This window comes from Longimonas haloalkaliphila (assembly GCF_055379825.1).
On sequence record NZ_AP043948.1, the window covers coordinates 2,230,811 to 2,257,380 of the forward strand.

At 59.0% G+C, this 26,570-nt stretch carries 20 protein-coding genes; 10 read left to right on the top strand and 10 right to left on the bottom strand.

Annotated elements, in window-relative coordinates; all coding sequences use genetic code 11:
• Positions 1–13 precede the first annotated feature (13 nt).
• From ACZ48V_RS08725 to ACZ48V_RS08740, 4 genes are all read right to left on the bottom strand, one after another.
• Positions 14–2,662: a TonB-dependent receptor domain-containing protein gene (locus ACZ48V_RS08725; RefSeq protein ID WP_464538370.1), complete on the bottom strand. Its 2,649-nt coding sequence runs from the start codon at positions 2,660–2,662 to the stop codon at positions 14–16.
• Between the two features lie 175 nt (positions 2,663–2,837).
• Complete coding sequence (locus ACZ48V_RS08730; protein WP_464538371.1) at positions 2,838–4,019, bottom strand: FecR family protein; 1,182 nt, start codon at positions 4,017–4,019, stop codon at positions 2,838–2,840.
• A 512-nt stretch (positions 4,020–4,531) separates the two neighbouring features.
• Entirely contained in the window at positions 4,532–7,285 is a 2,754-nt protein-coding gene (acnA, locus tag ACZ48V_RS08735; protein ID WP_464538372.1) for an aconitate hydratase AcnA, read from the bottom strand.
• A 266-nt stretch (positions 7,286–7,551) separates the two neighbouring features.
• Positions 7,552–8,241: a polysaccharide deacetylase family protein gene (locus tag ACZ48V_RS08740; protein ID WP_464538373.1), complete on the bottom strand. Its 690-nt coding sequence runs from the start codon at positions 8,239–8,241 to the stop codon at positions 7,552–7,554.
• A gap of 367 nt (positions 8,242–8,608) precedes the next feature.
• On the opposite strand from ACZ48V_RS08740, the gene ACZ48V_RS08745 reads away from it, so the two are divergent.
• The 3 genes from ACZ48V_RS08745 (at position 8,609) to ACZ48V_RS08755 (ending at position 11,980) form a co-directional block, all read left to right on the top strand.
• Positions 8,609–9,667 (top strand): glycosyltransferase, encoded by a 1,059-nt coding sequence (locus ACZ48V_RS08745; RefSeq protein WP_464538374.1) that lies wholly within the window; start codon positions 8,609–8,611, stop codon positions 9,665–9,667.
• A gap of 115 nt (positions 9,668–9,782) precedes the next feature.
• On the top strand, positions 9,783–10,811 hold the full coding sequence (locus ACZ48V_RS08750; RefSeq protein WP_464538375.1) for an orotate phosphoribosyltransferase: 1,029 nt from the start codon (positions 9,783–9,785) through the stop codon (positions 10,809–10,811).
• Positions 10,812–10,885: 74 nt separating this feature from the next.
• Positions 10,886–11,980 carry a glycosyltransferase gene (locus ACZ48V_RS08755; RefSeq protein ID WP_464538376.1) on the top strand — a complete coding sequence of 365 codons (1,095 nt, stop codon included), beginning with the start codon at positions 10,886–10,888 and terminating at the stop codon, positions 11,978–11,980.
• A gap of 166 nt (positions 11,981–12,146) precedes the next feature.
• Here the strand turns inward: ACZ48V_RS08755 and ACZ48V_RS08760 are convergent, their stop codons facing one another.
• The 5 genes from ACZ48V_RS08760 to ACZ48V_RS08780 all read right to left on the bottom strand — a co-directional run bounded on the left by ACZ48V_RS08760 (position 12,147) and on the right by ACZ48V_RS08780 (position 18,429).
• The gene (locus ACZ48V_RS08760) at positions 12,147–12,923 is read right to left on the bottom strand and encodes a ferredoxin reductase domain-containing protein (RefSeq protein ID WP_464538377.1); all 777 of its coding nucleotides are present in this window, start codon (positions 12,921–12,923) and stop codon (positions 12,147–12,149) included.
• A gap of 33 nt (positions 12,924–12,956) precedes the next feature.
• Positions 12,957–13,976 (bottom strand): AAA family ATPase, encoded by a 1,020-nt coding sequence (locus ACZ48V_RS08765; protein ID WP_464538378.1) that lies wholly within the window; start codon positions 13,974–13,976, stop codon positions 12,957–12,959.
• A gap of 132 nt (positions 13,977–14,108) precedes the next feature.
• On the bottom strand, positions 14,109–15,494 hold the full coding sequence (locus ACZ48V_RS08770; RefSeq protein WP_464538379.1) for a peptidylprolyl isomerase: 1,386 nt from the start codon (positions 15,492–15,494) through the stop codon (positions 14,109–14,111).
• A 195-nt stretch (positions 15,495–15,689) separates the two neighbouring features.
• Positions 15,690–16,697: a peptidylprolyl isomerase gene (locus tag ACZ48V_RS08775; RefSeq protein ID WP_464538380.1), complete on the bottom strand. Its 1,008-nt coding sequence runs from the start codon at positions 16,695–16,697 to the stop codon at positions 15,690–15,692.
• Positions 16,698–16,728: 31 nt separating this feature from the next.
• The gene (locus tag ACZ48V_RS08780) at positions 16,729–18,429 is read right to left on the bottom strand and encodes a foldase protein PrsA (protein ID WP_464538381.1); all 1,701 of its coding nucleotides are present in this window, start codon (positions 18,427–18,429) and stop codon (positions 16,729–16,731) included.
• Between the two features lie 331 nt (positions 18,430–18,760).
• On the opposite strand from ACZ48V_RS08780, the gene gltX reads away from it, so the two are divergent.
• The 7 genes from gltX to ACZ48V_RS08815 all read left to right on the top strand — a co-directional run bounded on the left by gltX (position 18,761) and on the right by ACZ48V_RS08815 (position 25,999).
• The gene (gene gltX, locus ACZ48V_RS08785) at positions 18,761–20,254 is read left to right on the top strand and encodes a glutamate--tRNA ligase (RefSeq protein WP_464538382.1); all 1,494 of its coding nucleotides are present in this window, start codon (positions 18,761–18,763) and stop codon (positions 20,252–20,254) included.
• Positions 20,255–20,316: 62 nt separating this feature from the next.
• On the top strand, positions 20,317–21,330 hold the full coding sequence (purM, locus tag ACZ48V_RS08790) for a phosphoribosylformylglycinamidine cyclo-ligase (protein WP_464538383.1): 1,014 nt from the start codon (positions 20,317–20,319) through the stop codon (positions 21,328–21,330).
• A 136-nt stretch (positions 21,331–21,466) separates the two neighbouring features.
• Positions 21,467–22,153, top strand: a complete 687-nt coding sequence (plsY, locus tag ACZ48V_RS08795; RefSeq protein ID WP_464538384.1) for a glycerol-3-phosphate 1-O-acyltransferase PlsY — start codon at positions 21,467–21,469, stop codon at positions 22,151–22,153.
• 119 nt (positions 22,154–22,272) lie between these two features.
• Entirely contained in the window at positions 22,273–23,310 is a 1,038-nt protein-coding gene (locus tag ACZ48V_RS08800; protein ID WP_464538385.1) for an NAD(P)H-dependent glycerol-3-phosphate dehydrogenase, read from the top strand.
• 255 nt (positions 23,311–23,565) lie between these two features.
• A complete protein-coding gene (locus ACZ48V_RS08805; protein ID WP_464538386.1) occupies positions 23,566–24,204 on the top strand; it encodes an RNA-binding domain-containing protein in 639 nt (212 codons plus the stop codon).
• 503 nt (positions 24,205–24,707) lie between these two features.
• On the top strand, positions 24,708–25,283 hold the full coding sequence (locus tag ACZ48V_RS08810) for a carboxymuconolactone decarboxylase family protein (RefSeq protein WP_464538387.1): 576 nt from the start codon (positions 24,708–24,710) through the stop codon (positions 25,281–25,283).
• 134 nt (positions 25,284–25,417) lie between these two features.
• Entirely contained in the window at positions 25,418–25,999 is a 582-nt protein-coding gene (locus tag ACZ48V_RS08815) for a carboxymuconolactone decarboxylase family protein (protein ID WP_464538388.1), read from the top strand.
• A gap of 82 nt (positions 26,000–26,081) precedes the next feature.
• On the opposite strand, the gene ACZ48V_RS08820 is transcribed toward ACZ48V_RS08815, so the two are convergent.
• Positions 26,082–26,402 (bottom strand): YhbY family RNA-binding protein, encoded by a 321-nt coding sequence (locus tag ACZ48V_RS08820; protein WP_464538389.1) that lies wholly within the window; start codon positions 26,400–26,402, stop codon positions 26,082–26,084.
• Between the last annotated feature and the right edge of the window lie 168 nt (positions 26,403–26,570).

The window sequence follows — 26,570 nt, forward strand, 5'->3', positions numbered from 1 at the left end:
GGTCGGAGGCTGGCTATAGCGCGAGTTGAAGCTCAAAGAGCGGAAGCAGGGGAACGCCCCGTTGGTTATTGGCAAAAACGTCGCCGTCCGACGATTCGTACGTGCGGCCGACTACGTTGCGATAGTTAAGCAGATTGTATATGTGGATGCGCGCCTGCCAGGCGCCGCCCAGCGCATCAAACTGGTACCCGACCGAGGCGTCCAAGCGACCGTACGCGGGGAGGCGGTCGTTATTGGTATAGGGACGGTGCAGAAAGCGAATGGGCTCAGATCCATCGACGTCGCCTATGCGGTAGCTGGCTACAGGCGTCGATAGGGGATATCCGCTGCGTAGCGTGCCTGCCAACGTAGCTTCGAAGCGCCCGGGCTCCCAGGTGAGTGCACTACGCATGGCCCACGGAATGTCGAGGTCGGCAGGGCGGTAGCCGGGGGATGAAGAAGAAAGGGCGCGGGTAAGTGTACGGCTCAGCGAGAGGCTTTGCTGCAGACGCCAGGGGCCAGACGTCCAGTGCAGTTCGCCCTCGATGCCGGCGGCACGCTCGCGAGCGGTCGTGTACTGACCCAGTAGCGCGCCGAGTTCAATGCCCGGCCCTTCGAGGCCGTCTTTGGTCCGGCTTGCATCGCGAGGAATCAGGGTGTGGCGGGTCCACCGGGCGTATGTATTGACCTCAAGACGCAGACTGGTCGTCGGGCGGCTGCGTGCGCCCAGCGTTGCCTGCCAGCCTTCCGCCGGGCGCACGTTCCGGTCGGAGGGCACCCAGCGCGTAGACACAAGGTCGTAGGCGAGCGAGAACCGGTCGCGCAGGCGGTGCAGCGGCTGCACATGCCCGCTGAATCCGGCTTGCACCGTAAGCCAGTCGGGGTGTGCGATGTACTGGGCGTTGATGCGGGGACGCAGGTGCAGGTGCTGGCCGATTGAAAAGTAGCTGAGGCGCGCCCCCGTCTGCACCTCCCAGCGTGGGGTCGGCATCCAGGCATGCTGAGCGTAACTGGCCAGTTTTACGGCGCGTCGGTTGGTTTCCTGCAGTTCTACTTCAGAGGAGGTGGTCGTGCGCTGCACTTCGCTGTTCAGGCTACTCGAAAAAGCAAGATGCGACACGTGCGCCCCTGCTTTCCACTGGTGTGCCATCGACGAGTACAGGTCGACAGCGCCCCGCAGGCCCAGTTCATCAACCGACACAGCATAGTCAGAGCGCAAAGAGGCCGTCGTTGTGGGCTGCACGAAGGAGGCCTCGTTCGCACGGTAGCCGGAGTAGTAGCCGGTAACGTTTACAACAACGGCGTCATCGGGAATCGCCTGATACTGGGCACTGACCATCCGATTAGACCAGTTCTGATCAACCTCGAAAAAAAGGTTTGTTGGACGCAGCCACGAGGAAAAGTCAAGCGAAAGGTCAAACGGGAGGCGCAGGTCCAGGTCGTCGCGCCCGTGGTAGTAGCTAACGGAGAGGCGGTGCCGGTCGTTGAAGTGCGTGGTGAGTTTGGCACTGGTGTCGTAGAACACGTACCCAGTGCGCATGGTATCGCGTCGGCCGCCTTGCTCAACGGGATGCTCACGTCCGACAATACGGTCGATATAGGACTGCCGCCCAGCTACCATAAACGAGGTGCTCGACGAAAGCGGACTTTCAATCTGAAAGCGTCCGCTCAAGGCGCTGATTGCAGCGCGTGCTCGGGGTTCGGTCCGGTTTCCGTCCTTTAGCTGCGCATCCACAATCGCAGACAGGCGCCCTCCGTGTTCGATGGGAAAAGCGCCCCGATACAGGGTTGTCCGCTTTAGCGTTTCTGTCTGGAAGGTCGAGATGAGGCTGAAGGCATGCCAGGGGTGATAGATCGGCGCGCCTTCGAGCAGGTATAGATTCTGATCGGTTGGCGCTCCGCGAACGCTTAGTCCGCCGCTTATAACGCCAGACCGCTGCACGCCGGGGGTCCATTGCAGCGAGGTAAGTAGATCTGACTCGCCAAGAGAGGGCAGGGCATCGATCTGGTCGAGTGCGAGAGCCACATGCCCAGCCATGGGTTCTTGCGCGGCCACACCGGCTGTGCGATCACGCACCGTAATGCCTTCTGACTCGATAGAGCGGGGGGCGAGCGCAATGCGTGCCGTTCCACCGCCAGCAGTGAGCGTTGTGTCGGCCGGCTGATAGCCAAGATAAGAGATCCGCACGCGGTAGGGGCCGGGCGGAAGAGAGGAGAGCACGAAGTAGCCACTTCGGTCGCTTATCGTGCCGGCTTGCATGTCGCGCATCACGACGTTAGCGCCTGGTAGCGCTTCACCGGTGTCTGCGTCGCGTACACGCCCGCTCAGCGAGACACGCCGATTGTCATAGGCGTCCGCTTCAGGCGGGGAAGAGGGAGCCACAACGAGTACGTACTGGTTGCGGCGGATGCGCTCGGCTTGCAGTCCGGTTCCGTCAAGAACGCATTGCAGCGCGTCAAGCGGCTCCGCTCCTCGATAGCGACAGGACGTAGTGCGGTCTTGCACGAGCCGGTCGGCATAGACAACGTCGAGCGACGTTTGCGTGCGTAGCGTGCTCAGCGCCTCGGAGAGGGGGGTTCCTTCGTCGAAGGTAAGGGTAGCCTGTCCGTGAGCAGGAAGTGCTACAGTGCTGCACAGTACAACCAGCACAGCCAGAACCCAGAAAACAAGCCAGCGAGTCAAAGTCAAACAGCCAATAGAATGGATACGGTACGCATACGAGTAGTCTCGTACCCATTGGGCGACCTGCTGTTCTTGGTAGAGAAGCAACCCGCACTGCATGGGGGCGGGCCCGCATCCCTCTAACCCGACCGGATGATAGAAGTGTTATAAGGCACTGTTTTCAGGAGATGAGAGGTCATGAGCCCTGAGTGAGACGGTATGTGTCGGACGCCGGCTGTTCAACAGCGCCCCCGAGGGTAGCGGCCACTGCGCTTAGGATGTCGCCAATAGGCTGATCGCGCTCAAACGTACCGGTAACGCGCTCTGAGGCAAGGTCTGCATCGGTAGTGACCGACACACCGTATGCACGGCTGAGCTGGTCTGCAAGAACTTCGACTGAGGTCTGGCGGAAGAGAAAGAGGCCGGTCCATGCCAGCGACTCATTTAGCTCGATAGATTGTGGCGAAGAGGGAGCCTCGTCGCGCTCAACCCGCGACATCTGGCCGGGGGCGAGCTGTACCATGTCGGAGGTAGAGGTTGTGGGAGCGCCGATCTGAAGTGCTCCTTCAGCGAGGGTGATATCGGTATGGTGAGGCGCTGTGTCGACGCCAAACTGGGTACCGATTACCTCGGCACGTGCAGTGGGGGTTTCAACGATGAACGAGCGGTCGATGTGCTCCGGCACCTCAAAGAAGGCCTTGCCGGTCTGGATGGATACAACGTATGCGGGAGTGTCGCCTTCGGGGACTTCATCCGGGTAGGTAAATCGTGTGGTGCCACTCAGACGCACCGAAGAGCCGTCGGCAAGTGTGAGGGTGCGAATCTCGCCTTCTGCGACGTCGACGGTGGTTGTCGTGGGGGCGCTGGGCAGAAAGAAGATCACAGACACGGCGATGAAGAGCATCGCAAAGCCGGCGGCAAGGCGCCAGGCCCAGGAGCGGTCTTCCGTGTGCCGCCCGGAGGGAGCGCGTGCGCTGCGGTCGGCACGCACCGGTTGCGCGTCTTGCACTTCGGTTACGTGCTCCGCCCACGTTTCCTCAAAGGCAACCTGTTCATCTTGGATGCGCTGGATGACATCCTGGAGGGCTGGATGCGCATCCTGTGCTGACTCTATGCGGGGGGTAGCTTCCTTGAGCGCTTCGCGCTCGTCCGGTTCGAGGGTATGGCCGAGTCCGGCCTGGTCGAGGGCGTAGAGCACCAGAAGGTGACGATCGGGGAGGTCGGCCTCCAGCTGCTGGCGCACAGCCGTGCGCACCTGCATCCACCGGACGAGGCTTTGCCGCATGTCGGGATGCTCGTTGAGCTGGTCGCGCACAGCGGCACGCTTCTCCTCGGACAGGTCGTCGTAAAAAAGGATAGCTTCGAAGAGAGTGTCCATAATTGGGGGACGTTAACAGTGGATGGGGCCCCGTGTGGGCTGCGAATCAAGCACCCCTGACGGTAATGTGCAGAAATAGCCGCTTTGTTGCCATCAGAAGTAACAACGTGCGAGAGGCTTCATGCAAATCCTACATAACAATGGGTACGACCTAAAATTAAGAGCCCATTTTGAGCGGGGCAGGACTGCGATGCACTGCGATAGAGGCGATACAGTGCAATACAGTGACCGGGCCTGGTGTAAGAACCTGGTACAACGCGTCATGCAGCAAACATGCCCTATAATGTTCTACAATGAATGAGCATCGTGTCAATGAGCATCGTGCTGAGGCGGCATGCTACGCATATGACAAGATAACAACTTGAACGTGCGGTGCAAACAAAAAACGCCCCGGTTCCCTTATGCGGGAATCGGGGCGCTTCTGTGGTTACGTCTACGTGGCCGCGAATACGCAAGTGCATACATACAAGTGCACACACAGACGCACTACGCGCGACGTGTCGCGTCGATCATTACGCAGAGACGGGCGCATTGCTCAGGTAGTCGCGCAGCACGTAGTGCAGGATACCGCCGTGGCGGTAGTATTCTACCTCAACGGGTGTATCGCAGCGGTTCACCGCTGTGAAGCGGACTTCTGTGCCATCTTCCTTTGTGGCGATTACCTCCACGTCCTGGCCCGCTTCGAGATCGTCATCGAGCGGAATGTCAAACGTTTCGGTGCCATCGAGACCGAGCGATTCGGCAGTGTCGCCGTCTTTGTACTGCAGCGGCAGCACGCCCATGCCGATCAGGTTCGAGCGATGGATGCGCTCGTAGCTTTCCACGATTACTGCATCTACGCCGAGCAAGATGGTGCCTTTTGCGGCCCAGTCGCGGCTGGAGCCCATACCGTAGTCTTTTCCACCGAGCACAACGAGTGGTACATCGTTATCGATGTAGTCCATGGCCGCGTCGAACACCGTGGTGATCTCACCATCTTTCAGGAAGTTGCGGGTAAAGCCGCCCTCGACCACGTTGCCGTCTTCATCGCGTACCAGTTCGTTCTTGATACGGATGTTAGCAAACGTACCGCGCATCATAACCTCGTGGTTGCCGCGCCGCGCGCCGTACGAGTTAAACGCATACGGTTTTACGCCCCGCTCCTTCAGGTACTTACCGGCGGGGTAGTCTTCAGGGATGGCCCCTGCAGGCGAGATGTGGTCGGTAGTGGTCGAATCGCCGGCCTTCACAAGCACGCGTGCGCTCTTGACCGACTCAATCGGCGGTACCTCGGGGGTGATGTCCATGAAGAACGGCGGCTCCTGGATGTAAGTGGACTCGTCATCCCACGTGTACACCGAGCCTTCCGGAATCGAGATGTTATTCCACGTTTCGTTCGACTCTTCGATGCCTTCGTACTCGTTCTTATAGAACTCAGGCTTCACAACCTCATCGATCATGGCCTTGATCTCGTCACTGGAGGGCCAGATGTCTTCGAGGTAGACCGGGTCGCCTGCGTTGTCGGTGCCAATCGGATCGCTGGTCAGGTCGATGTCGACCGTGCCAGCCAGTGCGTACGCAACGACAAGTGGCGGCGAGGCGAGGTAGTTCGCCTGCACGAGCGAGTGGATGCGACCCTCGAAGTTGCGGTTGCCAGAGAGCACACCGCTTACAATCAGGTCGCCGTCTTTAATCGCGTTCTCGACCGGTTCGGGGAGCGGCCCCGAGTTGCCGATGCAGGTGGTGCATCCGTATCCCACCGTGTTAAACCCGAGCTGGTCGAGATACGGCATCAGGTTGCCCTCAACCAGGTAGTCGGTGACGACCTTGGATCCGGGCGCCAGACTGGTTTTCACGTACGGCGGCACGGTAAGCCCTTTCTCAACGGCCTTCTTGGCGATGAGTCCGGCCCCGAGCATCACCGAGGGATTACTGGTATTCGTGCAGCTGGTAATGGCCGCGATAACGGTATCGCCGTGCTTGAGGTCAAGCTCGTACGTGCCGTCGTTATACGCGCCGGTGTTGTCGAGCGCGTCATCGTCAAGACCAAACCCGATGGGGCCGGCATCGCGAGTGAGCGACTCGTTGAACTCCTCAGGCAGCTCCGGCACCGTAATACGGTCTTGTGGACGCTTGGGCCCGGCTACGCTGGGCGTGATGGTGCTCAGGTCAAGCTCCAAGACGTCGAGGCATTCGGGAGCTGGAGTGTCGGACGTGTGGAAGAGGCCCTGTTCCTTCGTGTAGCGCTCGACCAGCTGCACCTGTTCTTCCGAACGGTTGGTGCGGCGCATGTAGTCGAGTGCGGCATCGTCTATGGGGAAGAAGCCCATGGTTGCTCCGTACTCCGGCGCCATGTTGGCGATGGTAGCACGGTCGGGGATGGTGAGCGTCTGCATGCCCGGCCCAAAGAACTCCACGAAACGGCCAACAACGCCGTATTCGCGCAGCATTTCAGTGGCGGTGAGCACGAGGTCGGTCGCGGTAGCGCCTTCGGCCAGCTCGCCGGTCAGGTTCACGCCGATCACCTCGGGCATCAGCATGTAGATGGGCTGTCCCAGCATGGCCGCCTCGGCTTCAATGCCACCCACGCCCCAGCCGAGCACGCCGAGACCGTTGATCATGGTGGTGTGGCTGTCGGTACCTACGAGCGAGTCGGGATACGCCAGGTCGATGCCCGTATTGGTCGGGCGCGTCCACACACCGCGGGCCACGTATTCGAGGTTGACCTGGTGACAGATGCCGCTGGCAGGCGGAACCACCGAGAAGTTTTCAAACGCTTCGCTGCCCCAGCGCAGAAACTCGTAGCGCTCGCGGTTGCGCTTAAACTCGATCTCGGAGTTTAGCTGAATCGCCTCGGTGGTGCCGAAGTGGTCGACCTGCACCGAGTGGTCGATGATCAGGTGCACGGGCACCTGGGGGTTGATTTCGTTCGGATCGCCGCCCAGACGTTCCATAGCAGAGCGAAGCGCTGCCAGGTCGACTACAGCAGGCACGCCGGTAAAGTCCTGTAAGAGCACGCGTGAGGGAACGAACGGAATCTCTTCTTCGGCGGGCGCGCTCGGATCGTACTGGGCAAAGCGGCGCACGTCATCTTGAGTGATGAGTGTGCCGTCGCATTCACGGAGCATCGACTCCAGCAAGACACGGATCGAGACGGGAAGATGGTCGAGCTCGTACCCTTCATCTTCGAGGGCACTGAGCCGGTATAGATAAGCCTCTCCCGACCCCGTGTCAAACGTATCACGGGCGTCGAAGGGGTCATTGGTTAGCGCACGAGGGTCAGGCATGACGCATAGCTGATATTGTAACGGATCGGATGAGTAATCGGTAGTTTGATAACGTCCCTGTAACGTTTAGTTTCTGCACGCAGGCGGGGTTTGCGCGCTTTTCGTGGAGAAATGCTTGAACTGGAATATTTGATCGCTGCAAGGTTGGATATTGCCTCGCGAATGCTGCTCTTGGGGGAGGTGTAGAAGACACACAGAGAAAGCGAGAGCACGCCAAACAACACGCCAAACAAGTTGCCTGTGAGCTCCCCTGGCCCCACCGGTGCTTACACAAAGGAAGAAGGCAGCGCTGCAAAGCGCCAGCCATGGGCATGCCCCCAGCGTAGAATGGCATCGAGCGCACCAAGCGTAACAGGCTCGGTCATCGGGTTGTCGTGCAAGACGACAATGCTTCCAGGACGGGCATGCGCTGCCGTAAAGCGAGCAACTGACGTAGGCGAGGCACTACGTTGGAAATCAGCCGGCATCACGTCCCACATCACAACGTGTGCGTCTTCGCGTTTGGCCCAGCGGCAGAGCGTGGGGGTCAGATGTCCGTAGGGCGGGCGTATGAGCGGCGCGGCGCAGCCCGTGTGCGCTTCGATCGCCTGCGCGGTGCGCTCAATCTCGCCGATGAGCGTTGACGGTGCGGCGCGCCACGCATCCACATGGGTAAACGTGTGGTTGCCTACGGCGTGGCCGGATGCTACGATGCGGCGCATGCGATCGGGAAAGGCCTCTACGTGGTGTCCGATCACGAAAAACGTGGCACGGGCATCGTAGCGGTCAAGCAGATCGAGAATGGGATCGGTAGCAACAGCGGTGGGGCCGTCGTCGAAGGTAAGATAGAGCGTAGGAGGATGCGCGGGGGGATCGTCAAGACACCACCGAGTATGCGGCCAGAAAGGGCGCACCGGACGCGTGCCGACGCTTGCCCACCACGGGAGCCAGCTGTGTGATGTGGGGGGGAGTGCCATGCTGTTCTGTTTGGGCGCAAACGAGGGTGAGTGCATCGTCTACGCATCTGGAATGAGGAGGTTGACGAGGGATAGGCACTTGCGCAGGCGCGCACCGAAGCTTCGCCTACCAACGGAGGATGAGAGACTGCGACATGTCTGTTTGGCATGTTCGTCCGGAAGATGAACGGTACATATGTATAGAGCCAAGTGTGCTTCATTCATATGCGCCAGAAGAGACACCGGGATGTTCCAGACGCCATTCGCTGCATAAAAGATGACAGGCTATCATAGAAGCGGTTAATGCGTCGCTATCGTGATGACGCTGCTACGAACACGCCTGTTACAGCAGGGGCGGTTTCCTTGAATACCTCTTTGTGGTTTACAGATGACACACCCCCCGGTCACTTTTTTCTATCCCTACCCCGATGAACTGGCGCGATGCCACACCTGGTCGCTCACCGATCCGGAGCCGTGGAGCGTTGAGGGACAAGAGCGGCGCCGCGCCTGGATCCTGCAGACCTACCTGCATATGCAGGCGCATGGTTACGATGTGCGCATTGACGCAGATCTCCCCGACACGGGCATCGTAGTTTTTATTCCTGAAGAGGAGAGCCTTCGGACGTTGAATGAGCAGTACGACGAAGCATGTCGTTCCCTCACCTTCGTGACGGTTCGAGCCGATGTTATCGAGTTCCGGTCGTCGTGGGCCGATGCTGAAATCGTGCAGAACGGGCGCTTCGCCGACGACAAGCGCAGCTTCTTCGTTCCCCACTGGCCACAGCCGGGTATCATTCCGCGCGATGCAGCGCGCGGCGCCACGATCAAACATATCACCTTTAAAGGAGGGTTCGGAAGTCTCGACAAACGATTCCGGTCGGATGCGTGGCATGCGTTTCTGGAAGATCGCGGGCTCACGTTCGAGATTGCCTCCAAGCACACGCAGGGCGCTGTACCGCGCTGGCACGACTACGCCCAGGCCGACCTCATGCTTGCGGTCCGGCCGCTTCATGGCGATGGCGGACAGCGATGCGAAAAGCCGGCCTCTAAGCTTATAAATGCCTGGCATGCCGGCGTGCCGGCGATTGTCGGACCGGAATATGCTTTCCAAGAGCTTTATGAGAGCCCGCTTGACTACATTGAAGTCCGGACGCTCTCCGAGGCCATGGAGGCTGTCGATGCTCTTCGTGCAGATCCAGAGCGCTATCGTGCAATGGTTGAACACGGGCAGCGCCGCGCCCAGGCGTTTACGCCAGCGCACATTGCCAAACGATGGGGCGAAGTGCTCTTTACACACGTTCCGCAGATCGCCGCCTCTCGCACATGGGCGCAACGCTTACCCCTTCCGCTCCGGCGCGGACTAAACGTTGCGACCAGCCGCCCGAGTCTTTTTGAGTTGCGAAAAATGGGAGGGCACCTTGTCCGCTCGGTGTTTGCTTCGTCGTGATAGAAGTCTACCGACTACATCCGACAGATGAGAATGAAGGAGCAATGTGCCTGTGACTGTTTCTCACTACTAAACTGCGGTTTCTCTCCCACGTCACCTTATTGCATAGCTATTTATGAACTACCGAAGCATTGCTCATCTTTCTAATGACGTGCGCTCATGGAGTGCCACCCTACCGCGCGACCTTGATCTAATCGTGGGGGTGCCCCGAAGTGGAATGCTTCCTGCGAATATGGTGGCGCTGTATCGCAATCTGCCACTTACTGATCTGCAGGGGCTCTTGGAAGGACGGTTGCTGTCCTCCGGACCACGTGGAGGACAGGGCCTCACTGAAAAAGAGTTGCGGCAGGGGAGGTGTAAAATCCTTGTTCTCGACGATTGCGTGTCGACGGGACGTGCAATGCGCGAGGTATACAAACAAATTGCACCACTTCAAGACCGGCATAATATACTCGTCGGGGCGATCTACAGTGACCCAAAGGCTGATATTGAGCTCGACGTGCAGTGCACTGAGCTCCACATGCCTTATCTCTTCGAGTGGAATATCATGCACTCCTGGGGCGTAGAGCATGGTTGCCTGGACATGGATGGCGTGCTCTGCCGCGATCCCGACCCGCATCAGGATGATGACGGACCGGCGTACCGCCAGTTTCTCAAGGAGGCCGCTCCGTACCTGCTGCCCACAAAAAGGGTGGCCCGTATTGTAACATGTAGACTGGAGAAATACCGGGCAGAGACCGAGCAGTGGCTCGCAGATCACGGCGTAGAGTACGAGCAGCTTACAATGATGCAATACTCTGATGCAGCCGAACGCGACGTTGATCGGCGCCACGGAGCATATAAAGCAGAAGTGTATCGGTCAAAGAACCGGTACCAGTTGTTCATAGAAAGCAGTCTGCACCAAGCACGCCAGATTGCGAAATGGAGTGGAAAGCCTGTGTTTTGCGTTGAGACCATGGAGATGCTCGTGCCAGGCACACATCCCTTTCAGTCTGTTGATGCAGCGCCACACGACTATCATACCGGTCTATTCAGTGGTCGGATAAAGCGAGTGGCTCGTAAAGCAACGGGCTACCTGCGTGCAACGGCACACGAAACCCGCATGTGGATGCGTGCGCTCACGAAGCAGTCGCGGCGTGCTTGATGAAAAAGGGTGAGACGGTGTTAAAACAAGTCACGTAAGCAAGTATTGCTGGAGGTCAAATCTAAAAAGATGAGATGTCTGCTTCTGCTGAATATAACGTTTCGTCGAGTAACAATATTGAGGAAGATATAAGTCCTGCTTCTGTGGGCATCATAACGCCTTGCTACAATGCCGAAGCGTTTGTCGAGGAGACCATCGCGTCGATCGATGATCAGACGTACGCAGATTGGCAGCACGTGCTCGTAAACGACGGAAGCACCGATCGAACGGCAGCCATCCTTGACGCCTGCGCCGGCGGCGACCCACGCCGGCATGTGGTGCACCAGACCAACAAGGGGCAGGCCGTAGCAAACAACCGCGCCGCGGCACAGATCGCTGATGCATTTGACTACCTGCTCTTTTTGGATGCTGACGACACGCTCATGCCGCAGGCAGTCGAACGCGCGGTGGCGTACCTCGATGCCCATCCACAGGTCGGCGTGGTGCATTGGCGCTTCGAAGTCGTTGACAAAAACGGACAGCCGCTGCCTGATCATTTCAAAAATGGGTGGCACCGTCGCTACGTGCCCACTCGTTTCGGAATGCGTGTTCTGCCTGACGACACAGCTGAGACTCCGCTCGACGCAGTTGTTACGCACTGCGGTATGATCCCGTCGTGCATGCTGATACGACGGTCGGTGTTTGCACGAACAGATGGATTTAACGATACCGCACTTCTGTCAGATGGCCTGAAGGATGTCGACCTCTACATCCAGATGGCGCTCGAGGCTCCGATTCATCGGTTGCAGGAAACGTTATCGCAGTACCGGGTGCACGAGAGCCAGGTGACCTCAGACATCCGGCAGATGGATCGGCAGTACGAGAAACTGCTCTGGCGATGGCGGAGAATCGCGCGAAACAAACGTATGAATAACAGGCGTCTAAAGGAGGCGTTGCTCTTTGCAGAGTGCCGGAAGCCCACGTCTATTCGGCTTCATGCAGCTGCATGTGAGTGGGAGAAAGGACGGTACAAAGCAGCAACCCGAATATGGACTGCTGCTGTTGCGCGTTACCTGTGGTCGTTGCTTCCAAACCGTGTGGCTGCACCACTCTATCTTGAGATGCGGTCACACATAGAGCAACAGCCTGCCTACCGGCGTGCTGCAGAGCGAAGCGCCGGGGACGCGTAGGTGCAAACGTGTGTGCAGTGTGAAGGGAGAGAATCAACTAATCATAGGATCTGGCACCGATGGGCTCTTGACGACCTCATGGGGCGGAGAACGCTCCTGCCTTGGAGCAGCAGCATTGAATTTGTTTGGTCGTATTTCGCCGCACATGCAGAAAGAAGACAACCACCTACGCCGTAGTGCGGCGCTCTACAAAATACTTCTCTTCGTGGATGCGCTCGTCAGGAAGGGCGGCTCGCTGGCCGATAGCCTGGGCCTTGTCGATCATCTGCGGGTGTCCGCAGGTGTACAGCGCGGTGTCGTCGAGCGGAAACCCGGCGGCGTCCCAGTGCTTGCGCAGCACGTCTTCAACCCGCCCCCGCTCGCCAACCCAGTCCGGGTTTTCGTGCGGACGGCTCACGGTGGGAACGTAGTCAATGGCGTGATGGGTGGCGGCGTACTCCGTGAGTTCCTCCTGGTAGCGTCCTAATTCACGGGCATAGCTGCCGCCATGTATCACCAGAAAGCGATCGCTGCGTCGCTCGGATTCAGGCCTGCTGAGCCAGGTGCGCAAGATGCTAATGTAGGGACCAACCCCCGTTACGGTAGCAGCCATCACATGGTGGGTGACGTCGGTATCCAAAACGAACCGGCCTACTACCTTGCGACGCATCCATAGCGAAGCGCCTGGCTCAAGATCCCAGAGGAGAGGGGTAAGGCGTCCGTCGTCGACGCGTTCGAGGTAGAACTCAAGGTGCGTGTCGTTGGGGGTACCGATTACCGAGTAAGGGCGTAGAAGCGGACGCGGCAGGTCGTCGACGGTGAGACCAACCGTTGCGTACTGTCCGGGCGTGAATTCCACAGGCTCGGGAGCCTCCACATGCAGTACCGCGATGTCTTCAGTGAAGGACTCGCGGCGGGTGAGTGTGAGCTGTAGGTAGCGGTCGGGGTCGGGAAGAGTGGACATTGAATAACATAGAGGATTAAATGGGCAACGTCTTTACGCCTCCAGCAAGCGCCGAATGACGTCCTGGGTCGATACGCCATCAGCCTCAGCATTGAAGTTTGTCACAATGCGATGCCGGAGTACAGGAAGTGCGATGCGGCGCACGTCTTCTTCGAGCGGGGTGGCGCGTCCGTCAAAGGCAGCAAGCGTTTTCGCCCCGAGGATCAGGTACTGCGAGGCACGCGGCCCAGCGCCATACTGCAGATAGTCGCTCACATACGAAGGCGCGCGATCGCTGTCTGGCCGAGTGCGAGCCACCAGATCGACAGCGTACTCAATAAGGTGGTCCGTCACGGGGAGTTGCCGCACGACTTGCTGATGGCGAAGGACCTCCTCGGCACTGAGTACGGCGCGGGCTTCGGGAAGAGCATCCGCTGTAGTAGCACGCACCACGTCCACCTCTTCAGCGAACGAAGGGTAGTCGAGCCACAGGTTGAACATAAAACGATCAAGCTGGGCTTCGGGCAGGGGGTAGGTCCCTTCTTGCTCGATGGGGTTCTGGGTGGCGAGCACGAAGAACGGCGCTTCGAGCGGACGGGTTTTTCCGCCGGCCGTTACGTGACGTTCTTGCATCGCTTCGAGCAACGCAGCTTGCGTTTTAGGCGGGGTGCGGTTGATCTCGTCGGCGAGCACAATATTGGCGAAGATGGGCCCCTCCACAAACTCGAAATGGCGCTGCCCGTCGGCCGTCTCCTGAATGATATCCGTGCCGGTAATGTCGCTCGGCATCAGGTCGGGGGTGAACTGGATGCGGCTAAACGACAGGTTTAGCGCGCGAGACAGCGTGCGCACAAGTAGGGTCTTTGCGAGCCCCGGTACACCGACGAGCAGGGTGTGGCCGCGTGCAAAGAGGCAGACGCATACCTGCGTGATGATGCGATCCTGGCCAACAATAACACGGCTGATTTCGCTGTGCAACGTGTCATAGGCGTCGCTTACAGCAGCAACGGCAGCGCCATCTACATTGGAAGACGAGGGCGTTGAGGGGGCCGAGGAGGATTCGGGAGAAGGCATACGGCGGGTTGGAGGTAGGCAAACAGGACACGGGGCAGACAGGAAAAAGACACCGACCTGGCTGCGGCCTCTTCCCGCTTGTGAGCAAGCGGACCGTGAGCAAGCAGCAGCCAGATGTCTGTTCCGAAACCGTTACTGCGAGGCCATAAGCGCTTCAGGGTCGTCTACCAGAATGTTGATGTAAAACTCCTCCCGTTTCTCCTGCAGCCATTCCTCAAGCACCCGTGCCTGCTTCTCCTGCAGCGCAAACTGGCGGATGCGTTCGTAGTCCATCTCCAGATTCACGCGGTGCTCGGGCACGCGGCGCTGTAGCTTCACAATGTGGAATGCCCGGTCGCCATCGAGCAAGCGCACGCGATTGGGTTCGCTAATCTCACCCTCTTCAAGTCCGCGCAGGCTGCGCTGCCAGGAGGGACCCAACTGCTCGATAGCCAGGTCGCGCGTGCCGCTACGCGGATCAACCACGCGTCCGCCCATGTCGGCGCTCCGGGTTTCTTGGGAGTGCCGGCTGGCCATGCGCTCAAACGGCTGGTCGTGGTGCAAGATCGAGTCGCGCACCGTGTTCAGAAACTCGATGGTCTGCGACTCGTCGGCCGAGCGGCGGTCTACGCGAATCAGAATATGGTTAAGGTCGACGGTATTGCCGCGGCGTTCATTCACGCGTAAAATATGGTAACCGGTGTGCGTTGGGTTGTAAAACGGCTCCGAGACTTCACCCTCAGGAATGCGTGCCGCGACCGCCGCAAACTCAGGCACAAATCCGTCTAAGCTGATGTTATCGATCCGCCCGCCCCGCTGGGCAGAACCGGGGTCTTCTGAGAACTGCTCGGCCATTTCTTCGAACGTGGCCCCGCTCGCAACAACAGAGTCACGAATCGCCGTTATAATCTCTTCTGCCTCCTGGCGTGCTTCTTCAGTTGGCTCCGGGTAGCGCACGATGTGAGAAATGCGGACCGACGCGGGCAAAATGGGAAGCTCCTCTTCAGGAATCTGGCTGAACCACTCCTCGATCTCCGAAGGCGTGATGCGTACCCGGTCTACGCGCTGACGGCGCACCTGGTCGGCAAGCATCTGGTCGCGAAACTCGTCGCGAAAGCTCTCGCGCATTTCGGCAGGCGTCTGTCCGTACATCTCGGCAAGCGCATCCTCGCCGCCGGCCTGAGCGGCCATCTGCTGGATCTGGCGCTCAAGCTGTGCATCCACCTGCTCATCGGGAATCGTAATATTCGTATCCCGCCGTGCAATCTCCGCCATCACGCGCTGGTTGATGAGCTGGTTCAGCCCCTCGCTCCACATCTCAGGAGAGGCCTCGCCGCGCTGCTGGCGCTGCTGCTGCATCATGCTCGTGACCATCTGGTCGACGTCTGACTTCAGGATAACGTCTGACTCGACAACAGCGACCACGCGATCAACGATCTCGCGGTTGTCAGACGGGGCTTGGGCGTGCGATCCATGCACAAGGCCTGCGGCGGTGACGCACGCAAGAAGGAAAAAAGCAGAAAGCGAACGGATCATCATGAGCAGGCGTCAAAACCAGAAAGAAAGAATACAGAAGGTGTACCGAGCCGGTGCCACGAGGATTGAGGCACCGACAGGCCGAGAGCGCTGAACGAAGCGCGGCGCCAAAGGGGCAAGCTAAAGCGCTGTATCGAAAACGTACGGATGAAGCTGTACGAACATCTGTGTCAGGCGTTCGGCGCGTGCCGGACAGGTCTATTCGTTGGGTACTGCGTTGCCATCGGGAGCCTCCGAACGAGAATCTGCGCCAGGGGAAGTTGCACCAGGGGGATCTGCACCAGGAGCAGCCTCGTTGGGGGAGGACTCGTCAGATTCTTCGATAGAAAAGGAGCGTTCGTTGAGGACAGACGCATCAGACGGACGTGAGCGTATGTCGAGTGCGTCGCGTGCCTCGGCTTCGTTGCGCAGGCGTTGAACCTCACGTTCATACATCTGTTTCCGCGACTGCGTGCGTAGGCGCCGCTCAATCTCGGGAGCCACCCACTCCAACTCAGGCTCCTGGTCGGCCTCTACACGATCAACCAAGTGCAACACGTGGTACGTGCCTTCGCTGCGCGTTACATCCACGTCGCCAGCATCCATGGCAGCCACACGCTCGCGAAGGAAAGGCGCTTCGGCCATGCGCTGCCGTACCGGAAAGAACAGGTTGCCCACCCGGCAGGCCTGCTCTGCATTGCGAACATCGCGCTCACAGACAGCTCCCCAGGCGTCGGGAGTTTCGCGGAGTGTTGCCACGGCTTCGGAGGCCGTTTCGTCATCATCCAGTCGCAGGTGTCGCAGCTGTACATAGGGCTCGCGCAGGCGCATCTGCTCGCGGTTGCGCTCGAAGTAGCGCGCAATATCGTCGCGGTTGGGGTCCATCTCCGCGTTCTCGTAGATGCGGTTTGTAAGCGCGTTGATGAGTACCGATCGTCGCTGCTCCTCAAGCTGGGCCTGAACGTCCGGTTCATTTTCCAGGTTGAGCCGCTCGGCCTCGTTCAGCAGCAGCGTACGCGTGACCCACTGCTCGATAATCTGACGGCGCGCCTCCACGGTGTCGCCATCCACAGCCACTGACTGCAGCGCATCCGAGAGCTCCTGCTCGGTCAGGTACGCGTCGCCCACGCGAGCCGCATAAGAATTCTCAGAGGGCTCGCTTCCGCATGCGGTAAGCAGCAAACTGGCACACAGCAGGGTCAGGGAGATGCGCAGCAAGTACAACATAGGGTACGCGTTGAGCTAACAGAAACGGGAGTTACGGGGTGGAAGCGCGTTGCTCGCGTAGGCGCTGCGGATACAATTCAGCCGCATGTCGGTCGCGTAAACGTTGGACGTACGCCTGTTCGTATCGGTCGGGGGCAAGCCCTGCCGGTGTCGCCTCCGATGCAACGTCGCCCTGTGCAGCCCAGACCGAGTCTTGCATGAGTTCAAACACAAGCAGTCCGTCGGTAAACAGTTCGATCTCCTGACGCAAGTCGGGCTGCGAGGCGGCCCAGGCGATGGCGGCCTGGTTGAGCACAGTACCATCGATCCAGTGATCTATCGCGTCGCCCACGGAGGCTGTGCGCAGGTCCGTGCGGCTACGCAGGTAGCGGTGTAGTCCCTCATGCCGCAGGGTATCTGGGCTCTGCATGCCTGGGCTCTGGGAGCCACGGCCCTGCATGTCAGCACCTGGTGAGGTAGGGGGCCGCACGGTGGCCAGCACCGTCGTGTCGGGTGTGGTCTGAAGCATCGCAGAAGCGCGGTCGGTCCATTCGGCGCCAAGCGCAGTACGCACCGCCGCAGAGTCTACCATAACCGAGCGGGCGTCGCGCAGCGTATCCACCAGGGTCTGGCGGCGCTCCTCGGTGCGGGGCATATTGTCGAGCTGAGTACGGAGTTCGGGCTCAGCCTCTTCAAACGACGGAAGCGGCTCGACGGCCCGGCGCTGAATCAGGTAGAAGCCGGGGCCCAGTACAACGACATCTGAGATGGCCCCGTCGGTTTCGAGAGCGCGAACAGCGTTGCGGAACGGAGCCGGCACGTACTGCTGAATAGACAGCCAGCCCAGCTCGCCGCCATTTTCGGCCGTGCGGGCATCGTCAGAGTAGAGGCGGGCGGCCTCAGCAAAGGCCGTGCTGTCGGGAGGAAGGGCCGCTGCAAGCGAGTCGATGCGGGCCCGGGCGGCCTCGCGAGACGCGGGCGTGTCATCGTCGGGGCGGATGTGCAGATGAGCGATGCGCGTGCGTGGCATGCGGGGCTGCCGATCGAGCACATCGATAAGGTGGTATCCGAATGGAGAGCGTACCACTGCAGGAGGTGCAGCGACCGGATGGCGGTACATGGCGTCTTCGTACGAGTCTACTAGCTGGCCAGCGCTCAGGTAGCCCAGGTCGCCCTCAAAGCCGCGCTGGCCGCGCTGCTGAGCGGAGGGGTCATCGGAGACGGTGCGAGCAAGCTCTGCAAAATCGTAGCCCGCCTGCACGGAGTCGCGGAGCGCATGGATCTGGTTGTACGCCGCCAGGGTGTCTTCGGGCGGAGCGTTCTCGTCGACCCGGACGAGAATGTGGCGCGTGCGAACTTCCTGTTGCTGGCGCTGATAGAGCGTGTCGAGTAGCGGAGCGGTAACGTGCGTCTCCAGAAACGCCGGGCGAGCCCGTTCCTGCACGTAGTTGCGAATCTCCTGCTGTACGGCGGGCTGGGTATCGTATCCCACCTGACGCGCTTCATGAACCTTCAGCCGGTAGTTAAGATACTGGTCCAGAAACGTAAGCAGCTCCTGCGTCGTGTCGGCGACGGCTGTGCCGGTATGCTGGCGATTCCAGGCGGCGTGTAGGGCGTCGTAGGTGATCGTGCCCTCGTCATAGGTGGCAACCGGGCGATCGGTGGACGACGGCGCAGGAGCAAGCGTTTGGCATGCGCCGAGCAAGGCCGTACCCGTTAGGAGGACGGCGAGTAGAAGCGGGGGAATACGCATCAGAGGCGATAGAACGAGTACGGAATGAAAGAAACAGTATGCCACCTGTGTTTATGCAGCTGACGTGTTCGTGCAGCTCACGCTGAAGACCTTCAGGTCGTGCTTCTGCAGCGTGCGGGGTGGGACGGGCAGGAGTTCGGTACAGGGGGCCTGCACAGGCGGGCTGCGGGCTCTGTTTGTGAGGCTCCGTTGCATTGCCCGGCAATTGCACAGGAGATACGGAACTGCCCGGTTGGCCGAGGCCTACCACCACCGATGCTCTCGAACGAAGCGTTTGCTTTATCGACTGTTCCTCGTTTTCTGTTCCATTCAAGATAGCTCCTCCTTCTTTATGGCTGATTCTGCTTCTGCCCCGGTTCGCGTACGGTTCGCTCCAAGTCCTACCGGACGTCTGCACATCGGCGGGCTGCGCACAGCGTTGTACAACTACCTGTTCGCTCGCAAACACGACGGCGATTTCATTCTGCGTATTGAGGATACCGACCAGTCGCGCTACGTGGAGGAGGCCGAGCAAGACCTGATGCGTGCGCTGGCATGGTCAGGGCTGAAGTACGATGAGGGTCCGGGTACGGGCGGTCCGCATCAGCCCTACTACCAGTCGCAGCGTTCGGGCCTCTACCAGCGCTTCGCGCAAAAGCTGATTGACAGCGGTGACGCGTATTACGCTTTCGACACAGAAGAGGAGATCGAAGCGATGCGCGAGCGCCACGCCTCCGATGAGAATCCCTCGCCGGCCTATAATGCCAGCACACGCATGGAGATGCGCAACTCGCTTTCGCTGAGTGAGGACGAGGTGCAGCAGCTGCTTGATGAAGGCGCCCCTCACGTCGTGCGGCTGAAGATTCCGGGCAATGAAACCGTGCGTTTTGAGGACGAGGTGCGGGGCACGGTTACCTTTGAGACAGGCGGACTCGACGATCAGGTGCTGCTGAAGTCCGACGGACTCCCGACGTACCATCTTGCAAACGTGGTGGATGACCACCACATGCGCATCTCGCACGTGATTCGGGGCGAAGAGTGGCTCCCGTCGACGCCCAAGCACGTGCTGCTCTATAACGCATTTGGCTGGACGCCACCCACGTTTGCGCATCTGCCGCTCATCATGAGCCCTGAGGGCGGTAAGCTCTCGAAGCGCGACAGCAACGAGCTTGGCATCCCCGTTTTCGTGACCGACTACCGCGAAGTCGGCTACGAGCCCGAAGCACTGCTTAACTTCCTGGCGCTCCTGGGGTGGAATCCGGGCACCGAGCAGGAGATCTTCCCGATGGAAGAGCTCATCGAGGCGTTCTCGCTCGACCGCGTGGGAGTGAGCGGGGTGCAGTTCGATCTGGATAAGCTCAACTGGTACAACGAGCAGTACCTGCGCGACATGGACATTGAGGTGTTCGCCGATCGCTTGCGTGAGCACATCGCCGAGGAGCGCCTCCCCATTACGCGTGAGCGCATCGTCGCCATTGCTGCGCTTGTGCAAGATCGTGTTTCAAAGATCGGCGAGGTGATGACCGAGCATCGCTACTTCTTTGAAGATCCGGGTTCATACAACGAAGCATGTGTAGAGAAACGGTGGTCAGAGAACTCTGCGACCCTTCTGCGCGACCTGGCGGAAGCGTACGAGCAGGCCCCAGCGTTCGACCGCGATGCCGTAGAACAGGGCATGCGTACTGTGGCCGATGCTCATGACGTAGGTCTCGGGAAGGTCATTCACCCGGTGCGCCTGGCCATTACGGGCCGCACGTATGGACCTGGTATCTTTGACCTGGTGGCGCTTATGGGACGCGAAACAGCCCTGCGCCGTATTGACGCGGTGATCGACGAACTCGGATAGCTGTCTCATTGCTCCCCCTGGTTTCTTTTCGGGTATTTCCTAACTTATCCGCTTGCTGAACTATGGCTACCTACAAAGACGCCGGCGTCGATATCGATGCGGCAGACGAAAGCGTCGATCGCATCAAGTCTGCTGTGCGCGAGACCTTCACCCCCGGCGTACTCGCTGACATTGGCGCTTTCGGGGCATTCTTTGAGCCCGACCTTTCTGGGTACGACCGGCCTGTGTTCGTTTCCTCGATCGACGGCGTGGGCACGAAAGTGCTTGTTGCCAGGCGCGCAGGGCGTTTTGATACGGTCGGGCAGGATCTCGTAAACCACTGTGTCAACGATATCGCCTCCTGCGGGGCTGAGCCGCTCTTCTTCCTGGACTATTATGCTACCGGCGAGCTGCATCCGGATCGGGCTGAGGCGCTGATTGGAGGGTTCGCTACAGCATGCAAGGAGAATGGCTGCGCGCTCATTGGCGGCGAGATTGCAGAAATGCCGGACGTGTATGCGGCGGACGACTTCGACCTGGCCGGAACGATTGTGGGCATGGTCGACAAATCAGCGATCATCGACGGGGCAGAGGTGCAGGCCGGCGATGTGCTGCTCGGGCTGCCCTCGACAGGCCTCCATACCAACGGATTCTCCCTGGCACGACACGTGCTCTTCGAGGCGTTCGCGGTCGACGAGCCGGTCGATGCGCTCGGCGGTGATACAGTAGGCGAGACGCTGCTATCCGTGCACCGCTCTTACCTCGGCGCCATCCGCGCAGCGCGTGCAGCAGGCCCGGTACACGGTATTGCACACGTGACAGGCGGAGGCCTGCCGGGCAACCTTGCACGGATCGTTCCTGACGGGCTCGATGCACAGGTGGACTACGGTGCATGGACGCGTCCTGCAATCTTTGATCTTATTCAGGAGACCGGGAATGTGCCGGAGTCGGATATGCGCCGCACGTTCAATCTGGGAATCGGGCTCGTACTTGCTGTTCCTGAGCACCAGGTAAAAACAACAACCGAAGCCCTTATGGCGGAAGGCAATCCACCCGTGCACATCGGAACGATTTCGGGAGCACCGCCGGCGGCATAAAGCGGCCAACAGGTAGTGCAGCGCCGGTGCGACCAAGGGGCAGAGAGGAACAAAAAGCGCTACCAAGCGCGTTACGACATCCCCACATTCTTTCGCCTGGTTCTTTTGGTCATTCGCGCTTTCGAGCGCTGCAGTTATGTTAACCCTTGCCGTAATTCTTGTTTTCAGCTACCTTATTGGCTCCGTGCCGTCCAGCGTGTGGCTGGGAAAGATGGTGCATGGGATTGACGTACGGGACTACGGAAGCGGCAACGCCGGAGCAACAAATGCATTTCGGGTGCTTGGGTGGAAAGTTGGTTCCAGTGCGCTGCTATTCGATATGGGCAAAGGAGCGTTTGCTGCTGGCGTCATTTCGCAGCTGCGATTGGGAGCACTCCCGTCTATGGGAAGCTGGGAAGCAGATACGGTAGCAACAGTCGTTGCGCTCCTGGCAGGCCTTGCCGCGATTGTAGGCCACATGTTTCCGCTCTACCTTGGTTTTGATGGCGGAAAGGGAGTTGCAACAACCGCAGGAGCTTTGCTGGCAATTACGCCGCTCACGATGCTGGTCGTTATGGCGATCTTCGTCGCGGTGCTGCTTCCGTCTGGATATGTATCGTTGGCCTCAATGATTAGCGCGGTCGCGTTCCCCGTTTCCGTTGCTGTGCAGATCTTTGTTTTTGGTACGGGACTGAACATAAGCATACTGGTGGTCGGTATTGTGCTGGCGCTGGGTATCATTATTGCGCACCGCTCCAACATACGGAGACTCATCGCCGGAGAGGAAAATCAATTCTCCTCGTTCCGTCCGGCAAAAGGCATGATTGGGCGTGACGAGATATAACGGGGTGTGATGAGATATAGGCTGCTGCAGATGCGCCCCTCGTTCCGCGTTTCCTGCATATTGTGCTTGTCGCCGACATCTACCCTTCGATCTTTTCTACTTGCAACGCACACTTAGGCATGAAAAACGCAGACCTGACGATATGGGGAAGTGGTAGCTGGGGCACGGCGCTGGCTGTGCACCTGGCCAAGCACGGCCGAACCGTATGCCTGTGGAGCCGCTCAGACGAGCAGGTCAACGAGATGCGTAGCACGCACCGTAACGAAACGTATCTGCCAGACACGGTGCTTCCCCGAGACGTGCATATTACGTCGGATGTGCGCGTTGCGGCGCAGGCGGCGCCGATGTGGGCCCTCGCCGTACCCTCGCACGCGGTGCGCAGCGTAGCCACGATGTTGCAGGGGCATATCGGCCAGGTAACATGCGCGGTTTCACTTGCCAAGGGAATCGATAGCGAAACGGGCGAGACCATGACGCAAGTGATGGAAACGGTGTGGGCCGATCACCAGGACCTGCCGCCCTGTGTGGCGCTTTCGGGGCCAAGCCATGCTGAAGAGGTCGCGCTGGACGCCCCTACAACGGTCGTAGCGGCGCATCCCACAGAAGAGTGGGCTGAGGCAGTCCGCGACCTGTTCATGACAGATCGGTTTCGCGTGTACACCAATACCGACCGGCTCGGTGTGGAGATGGCCGGTGCGGCGAAGAACGTGCTGGCGCTGGCAGCAGGCATCTGCGACGGTGTAGGCTACGGCGATAATGCAAAAGCCGCACTCATTACCCGGGGCCTGGCCGAGCTGCGGCGACTGGGAACAGCGCTCGGAGCCGCCCCCGAAACGTTTGCCGGGCTTGCAGGCATTGGTGATCTGGTAGTTACGTGCGTGAGCGGGCACAGTCGCAATCGTCATCTGGGTGAGCAACTGGGACGCGGACAGACACTCGGCGAAGCGCTCGACGCAATGCATATGGTTGCAGAGGGCGTTTACACCACCAAAGCCATTTACCGGCTGGCCCATCAAAATGAGGTCGATATGCCTATTACGTCTGCTGTATACGCGATTCTGCATGAAGACGCCGACCCACACGCGCTGATGGAGCGGCTAATGGCGCGCGATCCAAAGCCTGAAGTACGACCGGTCGCTGAAGGAGCACGGGGGTAAGCCGCGTATGCAAACGTCCATCTGGGCAAGATGTCTCCCTTCCAGATAGACGTTCGCCGTTGCTGCGTGCCAGTGCCATAGCGGTGGAATGGTCGCTTCAGATGCTACCGAAAGCATACCTCAACGTGCATCCTGAAGTGCAACGAAACGCAAAAGACCAACTGCGCGAGTACAACTTCCTCGTTCCTGGTCGTTACTGCTCTTTTGGAATCCCGTCACATCGGGGTTTGTTTGTACGATTGCATTGCACCGTCTATGACGCTTCAAGAACTCAAACAACTGGTTTCGCTTGGAGAAGGCCGAACGTTAGAGTTCAAACACCGTGTGCCACGTCCGGAGCGTATTGCAAAGGAGGTGGTTGCACTGGCCAACACGCAAGGCGGACGTATCTTGCTGGGCGTCGACGACGATGGCACACTGGTTGGCGTCGACGATGCGGCAGAAGAGGCTTTCATCCTACGCCAAGCAATCAACGACTGGTGCGAGCCTCCCGTACCGTACCATACGAACCGTGTCGTTATTGCACCACGCCGCGACGTGCTCGTGGTACAGGTACCAGAGAGTCCGGCAAAGCCGCATGTGGTACGCAAGGCGAACAACAACGAGGTGGCATACATCCGCGTCGACGATATGAGCGTAGAGGCAAGTCCAGAGTCGGTTCGACTCATGGAAGATGATATGCGTTCGAATGGTCTCTCCGTGTCGTTTGGCGATGCAGAGTCGCTGCTGCTGCGCTATCTCAAGGACTACGGCCGCGTGACGGTCGCTGAGTTTGCGCGCATGGCCGACCTATCTGCCGATGATGCATCAGCCATCCTTGTGCAGCTTACTCAGGCCGACCTGCTGGAACTCCATGCCGATCGTGAGGAAGACTTCTTTACGCTCTCATATTGAGCATTGAGCAGCGCCATTGCTTATGCCTATTAATTGCCTATTCGGGGCAGCACTTGAAAGTCTATTGCAAGCTACAGGTAACGGCGCAGATCTGCTGACGCGCTCTCAGAACCTGTTTTGATTTCTTAATTTGGGCTCCGAGCGGCGGCGCTGGACTGGGGCCGAAGGGCATGCCCCTGGTGCAAATTGCCCCCGATGTCGCCCCGTAGCCCCGGCTACGAATCTCCATCGGGGTCCAATTTTCGCCTCAGCGGCGCTCGCTCACGCCTGCAAACCAAACCCCAAACAGGCTCTCAGAGCTCCATAACTTCTTGTGGTGCTGGCGAAGGTCCACCATATCTCCCTCTCAATTAGCGTCTAAAGACCATCCGATCTGCGATTTGCTTCGTACTGTAGACTGTATGGCAGGTTTTATTGACATCGTGGCATATAACTTCTATCATTTGGCAAGTATATGTCGCTAATACGCTTTATGTAATCGTTTATGTAATTGAGTCGAGGATATGGATAAGCCGTCGGCAGCACAGATGCATGAGGAGGCGCGCCGTCTGTACGGCGTTGTGCCCAACTTTTTCAAGGAAACGGGAGCATATACAGCGGCGCCCGCTGCGGTATATCTGATAGCTGACGAGGCGCTGATGAACGGGGTCCTCTCGCGTCGTGAGCAGCAGGCGGTTTTGCTTGAGCTTGCACGCATCCACGACAGCCGGTACGACGCGGCGGTGCATGCACGCATGGCGTTGGATGCGGGCCTTTCCCCAAAGCTTGTCGGACAGCTCCTCGACGGGAAAGCCGTTGACGATACGCGTCTCCAGGCGCTCGTTGAAGCTACGCGTCGCTCGTGTGAGAAGCGTGCATGGCTTACGCCAGACGATCTAAAACAGCTCCGAAACCAGGGGGTGACGCGCGGTGACCTCTACGAGATCTTTGCGCTTACGGGGATGAAGAAGATGACCGCATTTACGCACCATATCAGCGACTTTGCCGTCGAGGCCCCGCTTAAACCAATCGACGATCAGCTGGGAAATCGTTTCCAGAAACCAAAGACGACCCGGCGCCAGCGTCTGTTTGTAGGGTAGCTTGTGGGGTAGCGGCCTGCAGGTAGCACGGACAAGTAGGTACAAATCACAAAAGGCGCTCGACCGAGCACCATCTGCATGCCCTTGCCGCACCACCCTGTGTCGATACCCGCTCCTAACGTTCTAACGCTTCAATGGCTACGCCCAGCAAGACTCAGTTCGACCGCTCCGTTAAGATGGCTCAGGCATACTACGGACTCGTGCCTGAGATCATTAAGGTCGTAAACAAACACAACCCTGCCGTCGCGCAGATCTACATTGCAGCGATGGAGCTGATGGAAGAGGGGGAGCTTCCGGATGACGAGCGGGAGGCCGTTATTTTAACCGTTTCACGCTATAACGACTGCCATTACTGTGCCCGCACGCACGCCGCGCTGGGCTATGCTGCCGGTTTGTCTAAGGAGAGCATCGAAGCAATTAATCAGGGACGCTTGCCAGCTGATGAGCGGCTCAAGGCCGTCGTGCAGGCCACACGCCTTATGCTCGATAAAGAAGGCTGGCTGGACGACGATGACCTGACTCAGCTGGAAAAGCGGGGCATCACGCGCATGCATCTCTACGAGATCAACGCGCTGATCAGTCTTAAAACACTGAGTAACTACATTAACCACGTTGCAAAGACCAAGGTCGACGAAGGGCTCGACCAGCTCTTTCCCATCATGGCCGAGATCAACCAGGACGGCTGGGCTGAAGTCCCGGATGAGACGAACGTGTGAGTGTGGGTATGGAGGTGGGGGGAGGATAGAGACTTTACTCAGACCTCTCACACGTCCATCCCTTTAAACACCAATCTTTCCATCATGGCAACTCCAGTTCAGGCTCCTCAGAAAAGGGGCGATACAGAATCATGATGCTACCAATGATCTGTACCACATGAACGGGCGATTCGCCGGTGTCGATGCGGTCGAGCAGGTCGTTGCTCAGAGCACGCACGTCATCGGGTGAGCCCCCCAGGGTCTTCACTTTGAGCAACTCCCGGGTGTTGAAGGCTTCCTCAACCGCAGCAACGACGCCAGGGGTGAGTCCGCTGTCGCCAATGCGGACAACCGGGTCAAGGTCGTGCGAAGCGCCGCGCAAGAAGGCGCGTTGTTTGGACGTGAGCGAGGGCGTATCAGACATAGAATAAGATCGAGTACAATAGATAGACGGACAACGGTGAAAAGGAATACGCGGTAGAAGATCCACGTGCGCATCCCTCTTAACCCTGTAGCGCTGTAAAGATACGTGCACAAAACGATGGCGCTACCCTGCATGTAGCAAGGCAGCGCCATTGTAACGTGCAACACG

Excerpts from the sequence above, each read along its gene's own strand:
- ACZ48V_RS08780 (WP_464538381.1), bottom strand. The coding sequence starts at position 18,429 with ATGCGTATTCCCCCGCTTCTACTCGCCGTCCTCCTAACGGGTACGGCC.
- ACZ48V_RS08770 (WP_464538379.1), bottom strand. The coding sequence starts at position 15,494 with ATGATGATCCGTTCGCTTTCTGCTTTTTTCCTTCTTGCGTGCGTCACC.
- ACZ48V_RS08740 (WP_464538373.1), bottom strand. The coding sequence starts at position 8,241 with ATGGCACTCCCCCCCACATCACACAGCTGGCTCCCGTGGTGGGCAAGC.
- ACZ48V_RS08730 (WP_464538371.1), bottom strand. The coding sequence starts at position 4,019 with ATGGACACTCTCTTCGAAGCTATCCTTTTTTACGACGACCTGTCCGAG.
- ACZ48V_RS08805 (WP_464538386.1), top strand. The coding sequence starts at position 23,566 with ATGACGCTTCAAGAACTCAAACAACTGGTTTCGCTTGGAGAAGGCCGA.
- gltX (WP_464538382.1), top strand. The coding sequence starts at position 18,761 with ATGGCTGATTCTGCTTCTGCCCCGGTTCGCGTACGGTTCGCTCCAAGT.
- plsY (WP_464538384.1), top strand. The coding sequence starts at position 21,467 with ATGTTAACCCTTGCCGTAATTCTTGTTTTCAGCTACCTTATTGGCTCC.
- ACZ48V_RS08775 (WP_464538380.1), bottom strand. The coding sequence starts at position 16,697 with ATGTTGTACTTGCTGCGCATCTCCCTGACCCTGCTGTGTGCCAGTTTG.
- ACZ48V_RS08755 (WP_464538376.1), top strand. The coding sequence starts at position 10,886 with ATGTCTGCTTCTGCTGAATATAACGTTTCGTCGAGTAACAATATTGAG.
- ACZ48V_RS08800 (WP_464538385.1), top strand. The coding sequence starts at position 22,273 with ATGAAAAACGCAGACCTGACGATATGGGGAAGTGGTAGCTGGGGCACG.
- purM (WP_464538383.1), top strand. The coding sequence starts at position 20,317 with ATGGCTACCTACAAAGACGCCGGCGTCGATATCGATGCGGCAGACGAA.
- ACZ48V_RS08760 (WP_464538377.1), bottom strand. The coding sequence starts at position 12,923 with ATGTCCACTCTTCCCGACCCCGACCGCTACCTACAGCTCACACTCACC.
- ACZ48V_RS08810 (WP_464538387.1), top strand. The coding sequence starts at position 24,708 with ATGGATAAGCCGTCGGCAGCACAGATGCATGAGGAGGCGCGCCGTCTG.
- ACZ48V_RS08745 (WP_464538374.1), top strand. The coding sequence starts at position 8,609 with ATGACACACCCCCCGGTCACTTTTTTCTATCCCTACCCCGATGAACTG.
- ACZ48V_RS08750 (WP_464538375.1), top strand. The coding sequence starts at position 9,783 with ATGAACTACCGAAGCATTGCTCATCTTTCTAATGACGTGCGCTCATGG.
- ACZ48V_RS08820 (WP_464538389.1), bottom strand. The coding sequence starts at position 26,402 with ATGTCTGATACGCCCTCGCTCACGTCCAAACAACGCGCCTTCTTGCGC.
- acnA (WP_464538372.1), bottom strand. The coding sequence starts at position 7,285 with ATGCCTGACCCTCGTGCGCTAACCAATGACCCCTTCGACGCCCGTGAT.
- ACZ48V_RS08765 (WP_464538378.1), bottom strand. The coding sequence starts at position 13,976 with ATGCCTTCTCCCGAATCCTCCTCGGCCCCCTCAACGCCCTCGTCTTCC.
- ACZ48V_RS08815 (WP_464538388.1), top strand. The coding sequence starts at position 25,418 with ATGGCTACGCCCAGCAAGACTCAGTTCGACCGCTCCGTTAAGATGGCT.